Source organism: Thalassolituus sp. LLYu03, assembly GCF_050507655.1.
In the GTDB taxonomy this organism is placed as follows: Bacteria; Pseudomonadota; Gammaproteobacteria; order Pseudomonadales; family Oceanobacteraceae; genus Venatoribacter.
In genome coordinates, this window is record NZ_CP191496.1 from 3,796,103 (window position 1) to 3,812,945 (window position 16,843).

Here is a 16,843-nt window from a genome sequence, read left to right on the forward strand (position 1 = left end):
GTGCTTATTCGATGTTCTGAACCTGCTCACGCATTTGCTCGATCAGCACTTTCAGCTCGACCGCCGCCTGCGTAATGCCGGTGGTTAGTGATTTTGAGGATAGCGTATTCGCCTCACGGTTGAGTTCCTGCATCATAAAATCGAGGCGCCGGCCGACCGGTTCGTCCAGATTCAGATTGCGCGTCACTTCCTGCATGTGGGTGCTCAGGCGGTCGAGCTCTTCGGCCACATCGGCTTTCTGCGCCAGCAGCACGATTTCACTTTCGATGCGTGACGGGTCAACAGTCAGTTGCAGGTCGGCGAAGCGGTCGAGCAGTTGCTGCTTCTGCGCGGCCAGTGCTTCCGGCATGGCCTTGCGAACCTCGGCGACCAGGATGTCCATGCGCTGCAGGCGCTGGCTGATCAGGGCAGACAGGTCGGCGCCTTCGCGGGCGCGGGTGTCAGTCAGGGCTGTCAGACAGGCATCGAAGGCCTGCAGTGCGGCGCTTTGCAGCGCTTTGCTGTCGGCTTCTGCGCCGCCGAGCACGCCCGGCCATTGCAGCACTTCAAGCACGTTCATGGCATTGCCCGGTCCGATAATGGCGTGCACCTCGTCCGCGGCCCGGCTGAGTTCGCGCACCATGTCATGGTTGACGGTCAGGCGTTCGCTGCTGACCTGGCCCTGAAAGCGCAGGCCGCACTCAATCTTGCCGCGGCTGATGGCTTTCTTCAGGCGTTCACGCAGCAGGGGTTCCAGATCACGGAAGGCATCCGGCAGGCGGAAATGCGGTTCCAGATAGCGGCTGTTCACCGAGCGGATTTCCCACGTGAAAATACCCTCAGCGCAGTCGGCGGAGGCGCGGGCAAAGGCGGTCATACTGCAGACCATAACGGAGTCTCCCGATTGGCGTTGCGCGCATTGTACGGGCTGACGCTTCACGTCGCACGGTTTTGTCGCCGCCGTTTGCCGCTATAATGCCGCCCCAAGACTATTCAACGACCTCCGATGTAAGGACCCCGCCTATGAGACCCAGTGGCCGTCAGACCGATCAGCTGCGCGATGTGCGTATCACCCGCAACTTCACCAAACACGCCGAAGGTTCTGTGCTGGTGGAGTTCGGTGACACCAAAGTGATCTGCACCGCCTCGGTAGAGACCAGCGTGCCGCCGTTCCTGCGTGGTAAAGGCCAGGGCTGGGTGACGGCGGAATACGGCATGCTGCCGCGCTCCACCGGTTCGCGCATGCTGCGTGAAGCGGCCAAGGGCAAACAGCAGGGCCGTACCGTCGAGATTTCGCGCCTGATCGGCCGCAGCCTGCGCGCAGCAATCGATCTGGAAGCGTTGGGTGAAAACACCATCACCATCGACTGTGACGTCATTCAGGCCGACGGCGGTACCCGTACAGCGTCCATTACCGGTGCTTGTGTGGCGCTGGCCGATGCCATCGCCTGGCTGAAAAAGAACGGCAAGGTGAAAGGCGAGCCGCTGAAGCAGATGATCGCGGCTGTGTCTGTGGGCATCTACAAAGGCGAAGCCGTGCTGGATCTGGATTACGTTGAAGACTCCAGCGCCGAAACCGACCTGAATGTGATCATGACCGAGAAAGGCGGATTCGTGGAGATTCAGGGTACCGCGGAAGGCGAAGCGTTTTCGGCGGACGAGCTGAACGCCATGCTGGCACTGGCCCAGAAAGCCATCGGTGAGCTGTCGGCTGTGCAGAAGGCCGCGCTGGAAGGTTAAGCGCTGCCGGCAGGCAACAAAAAAGGCGCCATCCGGCGCCTTTTTTGTGTCTGAGTGATGATCACTCGTCGTCGAACTCGTACTCCACCATCACCGCGGCGTGGTCGCCGAAGCGCAGGTTGGTATCGAGCTTGGCTTCTACCACGAACTGACGGATACCCGGTGTACAGATCTGGTAATCCTTGCGCCAGCCATTGAGGTTGCGGCGTGCGCTGTCGGCATCCGGCCACCAGGTGTACTGGTTCTCACCGAAGTTGGCTTCACGGAAAGCATCGACATAGCCTGCAGGGCCGAACATCTGATCGAAGAAGGCGCGTTCTTCCGGCAGAAAGCCCGGTGTCTGCTGATTACCCTGCCAGTCGGCCAGATCCACGGTTTTGTGGGCGGCTTCGAAGTTGCCGCAGAAGATAAACTCACGGCGCTTACGGCGGGTTTTGTTCAGGTGGTCGAGAAACGCTTTCTGAAACGCCAGCTTGTCTTCCAGCGTATTGAACTGGTCAACCGCCGGGAACAGGATGGAGCCCACGCTGACGTGCGGGAAGTCGGCCTGAATGAAACGGCCCTGCACGTCACACTGGGTGAAGGCCAGACCGGTCATGATGGCTTTAGGCACTTCTTTGGTCAGGATCGCCACGCCGGAATAGCCATCGGCTTCGGCATCGAAGAAGTAGGCGTTGTAGCCCTCCGGATACACGACCGAATCGGGCAGCTGATATTCCTTGGCCTGAATATTCTGAATGGCTACCACATCGGCGCCGGCAGTCTGCAGCCAGGTATACAACCCCTTTTCTACCGCTTGCTGCAGGCCGTTGACGTGTAAACTGATGATCCTCATAAATGGTTCCCAACTGATTGAGCGTGTATGATACCGCATCCTCAGGAAAGCGGGTAAATCTGGCAGGAAGCTCCCGGAACCCTCCACCCCGGCAAGACTGTCAGTATAGGAAACCCCTGATGCTGCGTAGCCGGAAATCACTCAGGTATCGTATGCAAGCTTATCAGAAAGACTTTATCGAATTTGCCATCGCTCAGGGCGTGCTGAAATTTGGCGAATTTACCCTGAAATCCGGGCGTATCAGCCCATACTTCTTCAATGCAGGTCTGTTCAACACCGGTGTGGCGCTGGCCAAATTGGGCCGTTTTTACGCGGCGGCACTGGAAGACTCCGGCATTGAATACGATGTGATTTTCGGGCCTGCATACAAGGGCATTCCACTGTCTGCGACACTGTCTGTTGCACTGGCGGATCATTACGGCAAAGACATGCCGTACGTTTTTAACCGCAAAGAAGCCAAAACTCACGGTGAAGGCGGCAATCTGGTCGGTGCTCCACTGAAAGGCCGCGTAGTGATTGTCGATGACGTGATCACCGCCGGCACGGCCATCCGTGAAGTCATGGCCATGATCAACGCCGCCGAAGGGGCGACACCTGCCGCGGCGCTGATTGCCCTCGATCGTCAGGAAAAAGGTCAGGGTGACCTTTCCGCTATTCAGGAAGTTGAGCGCGATTTTGGTATGAAAGTCATCAGCATCGTGGGCCTGAACCAGGTGCTCGACTATGTGTCAGAGAAGCCTGAGCTCAAGCAATACGCAGCGGCCATCAGTGCTTACCGGGATCAGTACGGAGTTTCATAACATGAAGTCAGTGGTGGGGATGTTGGCGTTGGCAGGACTGCTGGTGGCAGCGCCTGTGTACGCCAACAAGTTGTACCGGTTCAACGTTGACGGTCAGATCGTGGTCAAAGACTACGTGCCGGCCGAATACAGCCACCTGGGCTACGACGTCCTGAACAAGCAGGGCATGGTGATCAAAACCGTAGCCCCGGCCCCCACCGCCGATGAGCTGGCGCAGCGCAAAGCCGAAGAAGCGGCGAAGAAAGCCCGTCAGGACGCGATCGCTGAACAGCGTCAGAAAGACATGAACCTGCTGCGTCTGTACGCCAAACCGAAAGACGTTGAGCGTGCCCGTCAGCGCAAGGCCGACGAAATTGAGTCGTACATCCAGCTGCAGCGTCGCCGCATTACTGACCTTGAAGAGAAGCTGGAGAAGTCACAGGCGCAGGCAGCGAATATCGAACGTAAGGGACTCGAAGTACCGGCCGATATCCGTCTGGAAATCGTGCAGCTGCAGAACGGTATCCGTGACTCCGAAGACAACATCCGCAACCGTCAGCAGGAGTTGGGTGAGGTGACCCGCCAGTACGCGGACCAGTACGAGCGGGTGCGCATTCTGCAGGTGTACCAGCCTGGCGTGCTGGACGATGAAGTGGATCTCGACAAAGTCGACCAGGTGCTGGCTGAGCGTGAAAGCAAGGCGGCACCGGCCAGCAAGTGATGGCCTGAACGGTACCTTTGCACCCATAAAAAATCCCGGCATGGCCGGGATTTTTTATGGGGCAGAATCTGCTTTTCAGACCGTCACGCTGGCGAGGTTTTTCTCGCGCAGCAGTGCCGGTGCCAGCAGTGACCATTGCTCATCCCAGTATTGGGTTGGCATGGCTGCAAATTCGCTGCGCACGTACTGGCGGATGCGGCCTTCGACCACGGCGGTCAGCAGGTTGGCTGCGGCGCTGGCGGTTTGCAGCGGCACTTTGCCTTCGCGCATCTCAGCTTCACGCAGAATCTGCTTCAGTTGCATCTCGATGCGGTCGAAGAACTGCTGGATGCGCTGACGCAGGCGTTCGGTTTCGCCCGACAGGGCGTCGCCGGACAGCAGGCGGCACATGCCCGGGTTCTTCTCGGCGAAGGTCAGTACCAGCGTCAGGGTTTTTTCGCAACGCTGATCGGCCAGCTCAAAGTCCTGCAGGATGCGGTTGATGCGCGAAAATACCGTCTCTTCAATGAAGCTGATCAGGCCTTCGAACATCTTGGCTTTGCTGGGGAAGTGGCGGTAAAGCGCCGCTTCCGATACGCCCACCGCCTTGGCCAGGCTGGCCGTGGTGATGCGGGCGCCCGGATTGGTTTCCAGCATGTGCGCCAGAGCCTGCAGAATCTGATCGCGGCGCGACAGCTTGTCGGCGGTCTCGGTCATCCGTCTCTCCGTCAGCTGCGGCGGTTGGTGATCAGGGTACCAACACCCTCATCAGTGAAGAGTTCGAGCAGAGTGGAGTGCGATACGCGGCCATCAATGATGTGCGCACTGGTCACGCCCGCATGTACTGCATCCAACGCACACTGGATCTTCGGCAGCATGCCGCCGTAGATGGTGCCGTCGGCGATCAGATCGTCTACCTGCTTGGTGGTCAGGCCGGTCAGTACCTTGCCTTCTTTGTCCATCAGACCGGCGATGTTGGTCAGCAGAATCAGTTTTTCAGCACGCAGCACTTCGGCCACTTTACCCGCCACCAGGTCGGCGTTGATGTTGTAGGAAGAACCGTCTTCGCCCACACCAATCGGCGCGATCACCGGAATGAAATCGCTCTGGGTCAGCATGTCCAGCACCTGCGTATTGATGCGTGACACTTCGCCAACGTGACCGATGTCGATGATTTCCGGCTTTTCCAGCTCCGGAGAATTTTTGGTCACATGCAGTTTGCGGGCATGCAGCAGCTGGCCGTCTTTACCGGTCAGACCGATGGCTTTGCCGCCATTCTGGTTGATCAGATTCACGATCTGCTTGTTCACCAGGCCGCCGAGTACCATTTCCACCACGTCCATGGTTTCGCTGGTGGTCACTCGCATGCCGTTCACGAACTTGCTTTCGATGTTCAGTTTCTGCAGCAGATCACCAATCTGCGGGCCGCCACCGTGCACCACGATCGGGTTAATGCCAACCAGCTTCAGCATCACCATGTCGCGCGCGAAGCTGTTCTGCAGCTCGACGTCGATCATGGCGTTACCGCCGTATTTCACCACGATGGTCTTACCCACAAAGCGCTGCAGATACGGCAGTGCTTCGCTCAGAACTTTGGTGGCGTTCATGGCGTTTTCACGCGACAGTGGCATGGGCGGGCTCCTTCAGTGAAGCTGGAAAATGGGGTTGCTGAGGGATTCTCATTGGCGCCGCATTATAGCGTTAACCTTGGCGGCGGCACCAACGGGAATTGAGACTTTGCTCAGAACGGAACGTTAAGTTCCGGTGCGTGGCGGGTAAGTGCCTGCTTCATCCGCGCCTGAATCTGGGCAATGGCGGCACTGTCGTTACCGGCGAAACGCAGGGTCAGTTTCGGCGTGGTGTTCGACGGCCGGATCAGGCCCCAGCCATTGGCAAACTCAATGCGTACACCGTCGACGCTGAACACCCGGGCGCCAGCGGTCAGTTCTGTGTCTTTGGCCAGTTGTTCCATCAGACTGAACTTACGCTGGTCGGTGGTGGCGATGGTAATTTCCGGCGTACTGGTGTCTTCCGGCAGGGCGGCAAAGACCTCGCTGACACTCTGCCCGCGCTGACTCAGCAGCTCAAGCAGACGGGCTGCGGTATACAGACCGTCGTCAAAGCCGTACCAGCGATCCTGAATGTAGAAATGGCCGCTGAATTCACCACCTACGACAGCGTTGGTTTCTTTCATCTTGCGCTTCATCAGCGAGTGGCCGGTTTTCCACATCGTCGGCCGGCCGCCGTGGCGGCTGATCAGGGTGCTCAGATGGCGTGAGGATTTCACGTCGAACAGCACGTCACGTCCCGGGTTACGCGGCAGGATATCTTCGACCAGCAACATCAGCAGGCGGTCCGGCCAGATGATCTTGCCGGTATTGTCGACCAGCGCGACGCGGTCGCCGTCGCCGTCAAAGGCGATGCCCAGATCGGCGCCGCTGTTGGTAACGGCGGCCTGCAGAGCCGCTAAGTTCTCCGGAATGGATGGGTCCGGGTGGTGGTTCGGGAATGAGCCGTCGACGTCGCAATAGAGGCATTCAGCCTCGATATGCAGCTGATCCATCAGGGCTTTGGCGAACGGCCCGGCGATGCCGTTGCCGGCGTCGATAACAATCTTAAGGTCGCGGCCAATCTGAATATCGCCTTCCATGCGGCTGACGTATTCCTGATGCAGGCGGCGGTCTTCACTGAAGCCATTGCCTTTCGGCAGATCGCCACGGGCGATGCGGTGATAGAGCATCATCAGCTCATCGGCCATCAGGGTCTGCTGGTCGATTACCACTTTCAGGCCGTTGTACTCGGCCGGATTGTGACTGCCGGTGATCATGATGCCGCTGCTGGCGTCGGTTTCGTGGGTGGCGAAATACAGCAGGCCAGTCGGCACCGCACCGAGGCGGATGACGTCGCAACCGCTGTCGACCAGACCGCGCTGAACTTCTTTGGCCAGTTCCGGGCTGGAATGGCGACCGTCCCAGCCGAGACTGATTTTCTTCAGGCCACGTTCGCGGACTTCGGCACCGACGGCACGGGCAATCCAGTAACAGGTGTCGGCGGTCAGGTCTTTGCCGACGATGCCGCGGATGTCATAGGCACGGAAGATGTCCTGGCTGATCACCGGAACGTTCTCGTGTTCCATTTCCTCGACCATCAGACCCGGCAGCGGCGCTGAGCTGCTGACGGTGCGTGGTGCATTCGTTTTACGCGGCTGTTCGAACGAAATGTCGACTTTTTCCCGGGCGCCCTCATTTTTCGCAGGCGCGGCGGCGATGGGGCGCATGGTATTGATCAGATGCTGCATGTGATCAGCCAGCTCATGGAAGATCGCCAGCGTGAATTTTGGACGCTCATCCTCGCCACGACGGCTGAGGGCGCGCACATAGGTCAGCAGCTTGAGCTGATTGCGCAGGATGTCGCGCTTCTGCATGCCCACCATGATGAACAGGCCGATCAGGGTTGCGACCAGTGTTATCAGCCAGGGGGTAACCAAGGGCATAACGCTCAGTTGCGGGCGCTCATCGGATGGAATGTAGGTGAGGTACCAGAAGTCATTGATCGGGCGGGTAATGATGGTGCCAGGGCGCTTTGGGTTGTCGCCGATGCGGAAAATCTCAAGGCCGTGCGCACGGTCGTTATCCACATACTGGTTCACCACCACCTGCCCCAGTTTCTGGCTGGTGCCAGCCTGAAATTGTGCCAGCCAGTTGGAGCCGTATTCCGCCAGCAGGACGCCGGTAATCTGTTTCAGCTCGTTACGGATCGGGGAGGCCCAGTAAAAATGCAGCGCGCCGTCACGCATCACGGCTTCCATGCGCATGTCGGCGCCATTCAGGGTACGGCTGACCAGCTCCTGTACGGCATAGCCGTGCGTGGTTTGCAGACCCATGGCTTCATCGCGGCGGATCAGACGCAGCGAGCTGACGCCGGGCAGGAACTGCCTCAGGGTAGAGCGCCAGGCGACATCGTCCATGTCGAGCGCCTGCAGGGTAAACGGGTGATTGGTGGCAGCTGTTTGCAGACGGCGGGTGTCCTGCAGGCGCGTGCTCAGGGCGTGCGACATTTGCTCCGCCATGGCTTCAGAAAAGGCCTTGTCGACGTCGGACTGAGTAATCAGGTTCACCTGAACACTCTGTACCGCCATGCCACCGGTGATGAACAACAGGGCCAGCCAGATGGTGATGCGGCTGTAAAAAATGATGGTGCGCTTTGGCGGACGGACATTACTGCTCATGGAAGCTTCCTTTCTCTCTGGCTGTCTGGTCCGGTGACGCTCAGGCCGGCCCTGTGATCATTTAGCCCCGGCCGGTGTGGCCGAAACCGCCCTCGCCGCGGTCTGTGGCGGCAAATTCGCTGACGATGCTGAACTCGGCCTGTACCACAGGCACCAGAACCAGCTGGGCAATGCGTTCACCGATATCAATGGTGAAGCTGTCTTTGCCGCGGTTCCAGCAGCTGACCATCAGCTGGCCCTGATAATCGGAATCGATCAGACCGACCAGATTACCCAGCACGATGCCGTGTTTATGACCCAGACCAGAGCGCGGCAGGATCATGGCAGCAAGGCCTTCATCTTCAATATAGATGGCCATACCGGTTGGGATGAGCTGAGTTTCACCCGGATGCAGGGTCAGGGGGGCGTCGAGACAGGCGCGCAGGTCGAGTCCGGCCGAACCGGACGTGGCGTATTCCGGCATGGGAATGCTGTTGCCCAGACGCTCGTCCAGCAGTTTTACCTGAAGTTTGTGCATGCGTTTATTCCGTTTCTGTCGTGTTGTTGTCGCGGGTGTGCTGGTAGCGATGGGCGATCAGATCAATCAGATCGAAGGCCAGGCTGCTTTTGGTGCGCGGTGCAAAGCTTTGCTGATTCTCATCCCAGAAGGCGGTCACGGCGTTGAGGTCGCTGTTGAAACCAATTTCCGGCCCCGACACATCGTTGGCGATGATCATGTCCAGATTCTTGGCCGTCAGCTTGCCGCGTGCGTAAAGGTCCACATCCTGAGTTTCGGCCGCGAAGCCCACGGTGAACGGGCGCAGTTCGTGGTTGGCCACGGTGGCGACAACGTCCGGGTTCTTCACCAACGTCAGCTCGATCGTTTCGCCGCTCTTTTTGATTTTCTGCGACGCCGGTGACAGCGGGCGGTAATCGGCGACCGCCGCACTGGCGATAAAAATGTCGCAATTACCCAGCTGGGCAAGGGAGGCTTCCAGCATGTCGCGGGCGCTGGTGACATCAACAATGGTGACGCGCTCGGGTGCCGGGATGTTCACCGGGCCGCTTATAATGGTCACGCTGGCACCGGCGTCGCGCGCGGCGACGGCCATGGCGTAGCCCATCTTGCCGGAGCTGTGGTTGGAGATGTAACGCACCGGATCCAGCGCTTCGCGGGTCGGACCGGCCGTGATGACTACGCGGATACCGGCCAGAGCGCCGGTCTCAAACAGGTCGGCGGCACGTTCAGCGATTTCGGCCGGTTCGAGCATGCGTCCCGGTCCATTGTCGCCACAGGCCTGCACCCCCTCGGCCGGACCGAAGATAAATAATTTGCTGCCTTTCAGATCGATCAGGCGTCCCAGATTGGCTTGCGTGATCGGATCGCGCCACATGGCCTGATTCATGGCAGGCGCCAGCGCCAGTGGGGCGTCGGTAGCCAGACAAATGGTGGTCAGCAGGTCATCGCCCATGCCCTGAGTCAGGCGGGCAATGAAGTTGGCGGAGGCGGGGGCGATCACTACCAGATCTGCCCACTTGGCCAGTTCGATATGACCCATGCCGGCTTCGGCATCGCTGTCGAGCAGTTCGTGGTGAACCGGGTTGCCGGACAGAGCCTGCAGGGTCAGCGGAGTAATGAACTCCATGGCGCCTGCCGTCATTACGACACGAACTTCTGCTCCGGCTTTCTTCATCATCCGCACCAGTTCGGCGGATTTATAGGCGGCAATTCCCCCGGTGATTCCGAGCAGAATACGCTTGTTGGCGAGTTGTTGCATGGCGCTTTTTATGCTGAATTGAGTGGTCTCGAGTATATAACACAGACCTACAGGGAGGTAGGTATGGGAATCTGCCATTGGCCGGCGGAAGACCGGCCACGGGAAAAGCTGCTCAGCCGCGGCGCCCGCACACTGACAGACGCCGAATTGCTCGCCATCTTTCTGCGTACAGGGGTGAAAGGCAAAAGTGCTGTGGATCTGGCCCGCGACCTGTTGCAGCGCTTTGGTGGCCTTCGGGCGTTGCTGACCGCGGATGAAGAAACGTTTTGCGCGCCTCTGGGGTTGGGTTCTGCCAAGTTCGCGCAACTGCAGGCGGTGCTGGAAATGGCACGACGGCATCTGGCGGAAGAACTGCAGCGCAGTGATGCGCTGACCAGCCCGGAACTGACCCGGTTGTATCTGCAGGCGCAGTTGCGCGACCGGGATCACGAAGTCTTCGCCTGTCTGTTTCTTGATAATCAGCACCGGGTGCTCAAATATCAGGAGCTTTTTACCGGCACCATCGACGGCGCCGCGGTTTATCCGCGAGAGGTTCTGAAGCAGGCGCTGGCCAATGGCGCAGCGGCGGTGATTCTGGCGCACAACCATCCGTCGGGTGTTGCCGAGCCCAGTCAGGCCGACCGTGCGATTACGGTACGGTTGCAGCAGGCGCTGGGTCTGGTGGACATTCGCGTGCTGGACCATCTGGTCATCGGCGACGGTTATGCGGTCTCATTTGCCGAACGCGGGTGGATGTAACCTGTCAGGCCTCCCGATTCGTATAAAAAATAGACTTTCGCTTGCTCCCCCCTGGGGCTTCTGGTATAAAGCGCAGCTCATTTCAGCCAGGGTCGTCCTCGGTCTCCAAAATGGTGACTAACGCCCACGGTTGGTAACGAATTTTCCAGTGTGTTCGATACATTCAAGAATCGGGGCGAAGATCAATGTCTAAGGTTTGCCAAATCACAGGCAAAGGGCCTGCAGTAGGAAACAAAGTTTCCCACTCACAAATCAAAACCAAACGCCGCTTCCTGCCTAACCTGCAGCATCACCGCTTCTGGGTAGAAAGCGAAAACCGTTTTGTTCGTCTGCGTATTTCCACTAAAGGCATGCGCATCATCGACAAGAAGGGCATCGACGCCGTTCTGGCCGATCTGCGTGCCCGCGGCGAAAAAGTCTAAGGAGACCTGTTATGCCACGCGATAAGATCCGTCTGGTGTCCAGTGCCGGTACCGGCCACTTCTACACCACTGACAAAAACAAGCGCACCATGCCTGAGAAAATGGAGATCAAAAAATTTGATCCTGTGATTCGTCAGCACGTGATGTATAAAGAAGCCAAAATTAAGTAAGCTTCTTTTGCTTGAGAAAAACCCGGCTTGTCCGGGTTTTTTTATGCCTGTCGTTCAGGCGTGCGCCCGCCGCCAAAACGCCCGATAATAGGCCAACTCTCACACCGCAAGAGCCTGTATGCCTGAATTACCGGAAGTCGAAACCACCCGGCGGGGAATAGAACCCTGGCTGGCCGGGCACGTCATTGAGCGTATTATCGTCCGTCAGCCGAAATTACGCTGGCCGGTGGACGATGCCATTCAGTCGCTGCAGGGCGAAAAGATCCTCAGTCTGAGCCGGCGCGCCAAATACATTCTGGTGGAGACTGCGCGTGGCACGGCCATCTGGCATCTGGGGATGTCGGGTTCGCTGCGTCTGGTGGAGGCGGATGTTCCACCGGGCAAGCACGATCATATTGACTGGCTGATGAGTAACGGCAAGGTGCTGCGTTATCACGACACCCGACGCTTTGGCGCGCTGCTCTTTGTTCCGCCTGGTCAGGTCAGCGAGCATCTGACGCATCTCGGCCCTGAGCCACTGTCTGACGAGTTCACGCCTGACTATCTGTATCAACGCACGCGCGGCAAAAGTCAGGCGATTAAAACCTTCATCATGGACGGCAAGGTCGTGGTCGGCGTGGGGAATATTTACGCCAATGAGAGCCTGTTCAAGGCCGGCATCCGGCCGCAAGCCGCTGCTGGCAAGCTGACAAAGCCGCGTTGCGAACGTCTGGTGGAGGAGATCCGCGACGTGCTGGCCAAGGCCATTGCACAAGGGGGGACGACCCTGCGCGATTTTGTCGGCGGTGATGGCAAGCCGGGTTATTTTGCCCAGCAGCTGCTGGTCTATGGCCGTGGCGGCGAAGACTGCAAAGTCTGTAAAACGCCGTTAAAAGAGCTGCGTCAGGGGCAGCGTGCTACGGTCTATTGCCCGGCGTGTCAGCGGTAACGGGATCTGGCGCACAGTCATAACCGTGACCTTATGTAAACGTACTGATATATTCTTTGCATTCATACCCGCATACGGAAGAGGAAGGACGATGCAACTCAAGGCGGTCTTACGGAATCCTTTGAAACTGGCCATGGCCACCGCGCTGATCGGTGCCAGCACACTGGCTAATGCTGAACTGATTGAAGAGAGCCCGAGCGCCGGTGCCATGGTGGCGGATGCGGTGCTGGCTCGTCCTCTGTATTTCGTACTGTCTCAGGCCGGTGCGCTGGTGTATGGCGTGACACTGCCATTCACGCTGCTGGGCGGTAACGCCGATGAAGCGGCTGAAGCATTGGTGGTTACGCCACTGCAGGCGGCCTTTGTCCGTTGTCTCGGCTGCGGCAAGATTGAAAACGAAGTCGGTGATCTGCGGGAAGGCGATGGCAAAACCATCCGTCACTTCGTGACCCTGAATACCGGCGCGACCTTCCTCGATACCGAAGGCAAGAAAACCACTGATCTGGGTTTTGGTGTGTACATGGGTACTCACTTTGCCCTGAACGATAAAAGCCGCTTCGACGTCATGCTGGGCGTGAAGCAGATCGGCGATATCGAAGTCGAAAAGCCAACCACCATTTTCAAAGATTCCATGACCTCCTATCAGATTGTCAGCCGCTTCGGCCGTCAGATCTTCTGGGATATGGATCTGATGTTCAAACTGGGCGCCCACTCCTGGAGTGTGGAGCGTACAACCAGTGCCGGCGCACAGCCTGAACTGTCGACCTCGGGTATCGACTTCCTGTGGGGCGTGGGTGTGGATAAAGATCTGGGTCGTCACTTCCGTGCGGGCCTGGATTACACCAGCTACGGCCTAGAAGACACCGACAAAGCGTACGACGCCAAAATCGATACGCTGGATGTGAATCTGACCTACATGTTCTGATCGTACCGATCACGAACAGGCAATAAAAAACGGCTGCGGATGCAGCCGTTTTTTATTGCGCGTCTTCCTGTCGCGCACCTTCCATTCAGCTCAGATGCAGTATGAAACCGGCTGACTTCTGCTGTGCCGCTTCACCTTCCAGATCCCGTTCCGTGAGCGGATGTGCGCTCAGCCAGCCGTCCGGCATACTCAGGGTCAGTTCATCGCCATGGGCGACCAGTGCCGGTACCGGCACCGGATGGGCCCCGCGGCTGTGATTCAGAATCACCGCCAGACGCAGCAATCGCGCGATGCGCATGGTGGCGACAACGCGGGACGGGGTGACACCGGCAAATGCCTCGGCCGACCACTTGCGCCGGTGAGTGCGCACCAGCGCCGACAGCTTGGCCTGTCCTTGTTTGGTGAAGCCCAGCATGTCGGCATGCTGCAGCAGATACGCGCCATGTTTGTGGAAACCGTTGTGGGCAATGCTCAGACCAATTTCATGCAGCTGGGCGGCCCACTGCAGCAAGTGGCCGGAAGCGTCGTCGAGATCCCAGCTGGTCTGTACCTGACTGAACAGTGCGGCGGCCGTTTCCTGTACACGGCGGGCCTGCAACTGGTCGACATAAAAACGCTCGGACATGGCCTGCACCGTGCGCTCACGCACGTTCTCGTGGGTCGAACGTCCGACCAGATCCCACAGCGCGCCTTCGCGCAGCGCACCATCGGAATAGATCATGCGCTCTATGCCGAAGGTGTCGAACACCGCCTGCAGAATGGCCAGTCCGCCAATAAACACCTGACGGCGTTCCGGCTTAACACCCGGCAGGGCAACGTCATCCGTGGTTTTGTACTGCAGCATTTGCTTGCGCAGTTTTTTCAGGCCTTCAGCGGTGATGCCCTCGCTGGCCCAGCCGTTTTCAATAATGGCCTGCTCGGCGGCGCGAATGGTGCCGGAGGAACCGACCGCACTGGTCCAGCCCAGTTGTTTGTAGTTGGCTTCGATGTTGAGCAGTTCCTGCGCGGCGGCCTCGACGGCTTCGTTGAAGCGTTCTTCGGTGATGACGCCGTCGGGGAAGAACTGACAGGTGTACGACACGCAGCCCATGTGCAGGCTTTCCAGCGCCAGCGGCTCGAAGCGTTCGCCGATGATGAATTCTGTGCTGCCGCCGCCGATGTCGACCACCAGACGCTTACCGGCGTCATCTGCCAACGTGTGCGATACGCCGAGATAAATCAGACGGGCTTCCTCGCGCCCGGCGATCACTTCGATCGGATAGCCCAGCACGATTTCTGCGCGCTCAATAAACTGCTGCCGGTTGCGCGCCGCGCGCAAGGCGTTGGTGGCCAGCACGCTGACGCGTTTCGGATTCATACCCTGCAGGCGCTGCGCAAACTCGCGCAGGCAATCGAGGCCGCGTTGCTGTGCGTCCTCGGAAAGAATGCCGTTATTGTCCAGACCCGCCGCGAGCTGAACTTTCTGCCCGCGTTTTTCGAGGGTGCGGATTTCGCCCTGAAATTCCTGCGCCACGACCATGTGAAAACTGTTGGAGCCAAGGTCGACGGCGGCAATCAGATCGGGCGACGGGCCCTGTGTGTCGGTCATATTACGTTCCTGAAAACACTGTCCCGTCAGTGGAAAATACGCAGACGGGAACCTGAAACGGGCATAAGGCCTTTAAAAACAATCGTCAGGCCTCATATGGTAAACCCTGACGAATATGCAGCGAGCGCTATCGTACGTCCAGTCCGGATTCTGTAATTGATTCCGGACAAAGGCCGCGTACAATGCTGCCTTAAACCGAAATTCCACAGGGGAAACACATGAGCGATAACATCCTGACCGTATCCGACGACTCCTTTGAAGCTGACGTACTGGGTTCTGAACTGCCAGTGCTGGTCGATTTCTGGGCTGAATGGTGCGGTCCGTGCAAAATGATTGCTCCGGTTCTCGAAGAAATCGCCGAAGAATACGCAGGCAAACTGAAAGTGGCCAAACTGAACATCGACCAGAACGAAGCCACTGCGCCTAAGTTCGGTATTCGTTCTATTCCTACCCTGATTCTGTTCAAAAACGGTCAGGCGGAAGCCACCAAAATCGGTGCAATGAGCAAGTCTGAACTGGCTGCTTTCATCGAACAGGCCATCTGAACCTGACCTGCACGACCCTCATCCGACCTTAGTGGCGGGTGATCGTAAAAAAGGCGCCACGGCGCCTTTTTATATGGACACCCAGAAATAATGTGTCTATAGTCCTTTCACGCTTGGGAGTTCTCCCCTCCGCCCTCTCCTGATAGTTCACCCCATTCCTTCAATCACTCTGCAATAACCTCTGCCCTATGAATCTTTCCGATCTGAAACTGAAGTCCGTTCCTGAATTGCTTGATATTGCTAAGGAAATGGACCTTGAGAACGTCAGCCGTACCCGCAAACAGGACATCATTTTCGCGATCCTGAAACACCACGCCAAAAGCGGCGAAGACATCTATGGTGACGGTGTACTGGAAATTCTGCAGGACGGCTTTGGTTTCCTGCGCAGCTCCAACAGCTCGTACCTGGCCGGTCCGGATGACATCTACGTGTCACCAAGCCAGATCCGTCGCTTCAACCTGCGCAAAGGTGATGAAGTAACTGGTAAGATCCGTCCGCCAAAAGAAGGTGAGCGTTACTTTGCCCTGCTGAAGGTGAACGAAATCAACGGCGACAAGCCGGAGAGCACCAAGAACAAAGTTCTGTTCGAAAACCTCACGCCGCTGTTCCCGGAACAGCGTCTGGTGCTGGAAGTCGGTACCGGCTCCACTGAAGATTTGTCCTCCCGTGTTCTGGACCTGATTGCCCCGATCGGTAAAGGTCAGCGTGGTCTGATTGTTGCGCCGCCGAAAGCCGGTAAAACCATGCTGCTGCAGACCATTGCTCAGGCCATTACCCGCAATAACCCGGAATGTGACCTGATCGTTCTGCTGATCGACGAACGTCCGGAAGAAGTAACCGAAATGAAGCGCTCTGTGCGTGGTGAAGTGGTGGCGTCTACCTTCGACGAACCACCGGCACGTCACGTACAGGTTGCCGAAATGGTGATCGAAAAAGCCAAGCGTCTGGTTGAACACAAGCGCGACGTGGTCATTCTGCTCGACTCCATTACCCGTCTGGCCCGTGCTTATAACACTGTGATCCCGTCATCCGGTAAGGTTCTGACCGGTGGTGTGGACGCCAACGCGCTGGAAAAACCAAAGCGTTTCTTTGGTGCTGCCCGTAACCTGGAAGAAGGTGGTTCCCTGACCATCATTGCCACCACTCTGGTCGACACCGGCTCCAAAATGGACGAAGTGATTTACGAAGAGTTCAAGGGTACCGGTAACCAGGAACTGCATCTGGATCGTAAGATCGCGGAAAAACGCATTTACCCGGCCATCAACATCCGTCGTTCCGGCACCCGTCGTGAAGACATGATGTTCGACGAAATGGCGCTGCAGCGTCTGTGGATTCTGCGTCGTCTGCTGTCTGAGATGGAAGACGTACAGGCCATCGAGTTCCTGCTCGATAAACTGCGTCAGACCAAGACCAACGACGACTTCTTCGACAGCATGCGCGGCGGCAAATAAGCCCCGTTCAGCTGGCGATAAAAAAACCTCCTGCGGGAGGTTTTTTTATGGGCGCCCG

18 protein-coding genes are annotated in these 16,843 nt (G+C 57.9%); 10 read left to right on the plus strand and 8 right to left on the minus strand.

Features of this window, described 5'->3' with window-relative positions:
• Nucleotides 1-4: 4 nt before the first annotated feature.
• Complete coding sequence (locus ACQUQU_RS16965; protein WP_430460894.1) at nt 5-868, minus strand: YicC/YloC family endoribonuclease; 864 nt, start codon at nt 866-868, stop codon at nt 5-7.
• Between the two features lie 134 nt (nt 869-1,002).
• Here ACQUQU_RS16965 and rph point away from each other — a divergent pair, with 134 nt between their 5' ends.
• Nucleotides 1,003-1,719, plus strand: a complete 717-nt coding sequence (gene rph / locus ACQUQU_RS16970) for a ribonuclease PH (protein ID WP_430460895.1) — start codon at nt 1,003-1,005, stop codon at nt 1,717-1,719.
• 61 nt (nt 1,720-1,780) lie between these two features.
• Here the strand turns inward: rph and ACQUQU_RS16975 are convergent, their stop codons facing one another.
• Nucleotides 1,781-2,554 (minus strand): exodeoxyribonuclease III, encoded by a 774-nt coding sequence (locus tag ACQUQU_RS16975; RefSeq protein ID WP_430460896.1) that lies wholly within the window; start codon nt 2,552-2,554, stop codon nt 1,781-1,783.
• Between the two features lie 152 nt (nt 2,555-2,706).
• Here ACQUQU_RS16975 and pyrE point away from each other — a divergent pair, with 152 nt between their 5' ends.
• Both pyrE and ACQUQU_RS16985 read left to right on the plus strand, forming a co-directional pair.
• The gene (gene pyrE, locus ACQUQU_RS16980; RefSeq protein ID WP_430460897.1) at nt 2,707-3,354 is read left to right on the plus strand and encodes an orotate phosphoribosyltransferase; all 648 of its coding nucleotides are present in this window, start codon (nt 2,707-2,709) and stop codon (nt 3,352-3,354) included.
• A gap of 1 nt (nt 3,355) precedes the next feature.
• On the plus strand, nt 3,356-4,054 hold the full coding sequence (locus ACQUQU_RS16985; RefSeq protein WP_430460898.1) for a hypothetical protein: 699 nt from the start codon (nt 3,356-3,358) through the stop codon (nt 4,052-4,054).
• Between the two features lie 75 nt (nt 4,055-4,129).
• Here ACQUQU_RS16985 and slmA read toward each other — a convergent pair whose 3' ends face one another.
• The 5 genes from slmA to coaBC form a co-directional block, all read right to left on the minus strand.
• Nucleotides 4,130-4,750 carry a nucleoid occlusion factor SlmA gene (gene slmA, locus ACQUQU_RS16990; RefSeq protein WP_430460899.1) on the minus strand — a complete coding sequence of 207 codons (621 nt, stop codon included), beginning with the start codon at nt 4,748-4,750 and terminating at the stop codon, nt 4,130-4,132.
• An 11-nt stretch (nt 4,751-4,761) separates the two neighbouring features.
• Complete coding sequence (argB, locus tag ACQUQU_RS16995; RefSeq protein ID WP_430460900.1) at nt 4,762-5,664, minus strand: acetylglutamate kinase; 903 nt, start codon at nt 5,662-5,664, stop codon at nt 4,762-4,764.
• A 110-nt stretch (nt 5,665-5,774) separates the two neighbouring features.
• A complete protein-coding gene (locus ACQUQU_RS17000) occupies nt 5,775-8,261 on the minus strand; it encodes a phosphomannomutase/phosphoglucomutase (RefSeq protein ID WP_430460901.1) in 2,487 nt (828 codons plus the stop codon).
• 61 nt (nt 8,262-8,322) lie between these two features.
• A complete protein-coding gene (gene dut / locus ACQUQU_RS17005) occupies nt 8,323-8,778 on the minus strand; it encodes a dUTP diphosphatase (protein ID WP_430460902.1) in 456 nt (151 codons plus the stop codon).
• 4 nt (nt 8,779-8,782) lie between these two features.
• A complete protein-coding gene (coaBC, locus tag ACQUQU_RS17010; RefSeq protein ID WP_430460903.1) occupies nt 8,783-10,018 on the minus strand; it encodes a bifunctional phosphopantothenoylcysteine decarboxylase/phosphopantothenate--cysteine ligase CoaBC in 1,236 nt (411 codons plus the stop codon).
• Between the two features lie 63 nt (nt 10,019-10,081).
• Here coaBC and radC point away from each other — a divergent pair, with 63 nt between their 5' ends.
• The 5 genes from radC (at nt 10,082) to ACQUQU_RS17035 (ending at nt 13,201) form a co-directional block, all read left to right on the plus strand.
• Nucleotides 10,082-10,756 (plus strand): RadC family protein, encoded by a 675-nt coding sequence (radC, locus tag ACQUQU_RS17015; RefSeq protein ID WP_430460904.1) that lies wholly within the window; start codon nt 10,082-10,084, stop codon nt 10,754-10,756.
• 185 nt (nt 10,757-10,941) lie between these two features.
• Nucleotides 10,942-11,178, plus strand: coding sequence for a 50S ribosomal protein L28 (gene rpmB / locus ACQUQU_RS17020; protein WP_430460905.1), 237 nt, complete (start codon nt 10,942-10,944; stop codon nt 11,176-11,178).
• An 11-nt stretch (nt 11,179-11,189) separates the two neighbouring features.
• A complete protein-coding gene (rpmG, locus tag ACQUQU_RS17025) occupies nt 11,190-11,348 on the plus strand; it encodes a 50S ribosomal protein L33 (protein WP_145467589.1) in 159 nt (52 codons plus the stop codon).
• 118 nt (nt 11,349-11,466) lie between these two features.
• Nucleotides 11,467-12,276: a bifunctional DNA-formamidopyrimidine glycosylase/DNA-(apurinic or apyrimidinic site) lyase gene (mutM, locus tag ACQUQU_RS17030; RefSeq protein ID WP_430460906.1), complete on the plus strand. Its 810-nt coding sequence runs from the start codon at nt 11,467-11,469 to the stop codon at nt 12,274-12,276.
• Nucleotides 12,277-12,397: 121 nt separating this feature from the next.
• Nucleotides 12,398-13,201, plus strand: coding sequence for an outer membrane beta-barrel protein (locus ACQUQU_RS17035; RefSeq protein ID WP_430460907.1), 804 nt, complete (start codon nt 12,398-12,400; stop codon nt 13,199-13,201).
• 85 nt (nt 13,202-13,286) lie between these two features.
• On the opposite strand, the gene ppx is transcribed toward ACQUQU_RS17035, so the two are convergent.
• Nucleotides 13,287-14,789, minus strand: coding sequence for an exopolyphosphatase (gene ppx / locus ACQUQU_RS17040; RefSeq protein WP_430460908.1), 1,503 nt, complete (start codon nt 14,787-14,789; stop codon nt 13,287-13,289).
• 218 nt (nt 14,790-15,007) lie between these two features.
• Here ppx and trxA point away from each other — a divergent pair, with 218 nt between their 5' ends.
• Together trxA and rho are read left to right on the plus strand one after the other, a co-directional pair.
• Complete coding sequence (trxA, locus tag ACQUQU_RS17045; protein WP_430460909.1) at nt 15,008-15,334, plus strand: thioredoxin TrxA; 327 nt, start codon at nt 15,008-15,010, stop codon at nt 15,332-15,334.
• Between the two features lie 188 nt (nt 15,335-15,522).
• On the plus strand, nt 15,523-16,785 hold the full coding sequence (gene rho, locus ACQUQU_RS17050; RefSeq protein ID WP_430460910.1) for a transcription termination factor Rho: 1,263 nt from the start codon (nt 15,523-15,525) through the stop codon (nt 16,783-16,785).
• Nucleotides 16,786-16,843 lie beyond the last annotated feature (58 nt).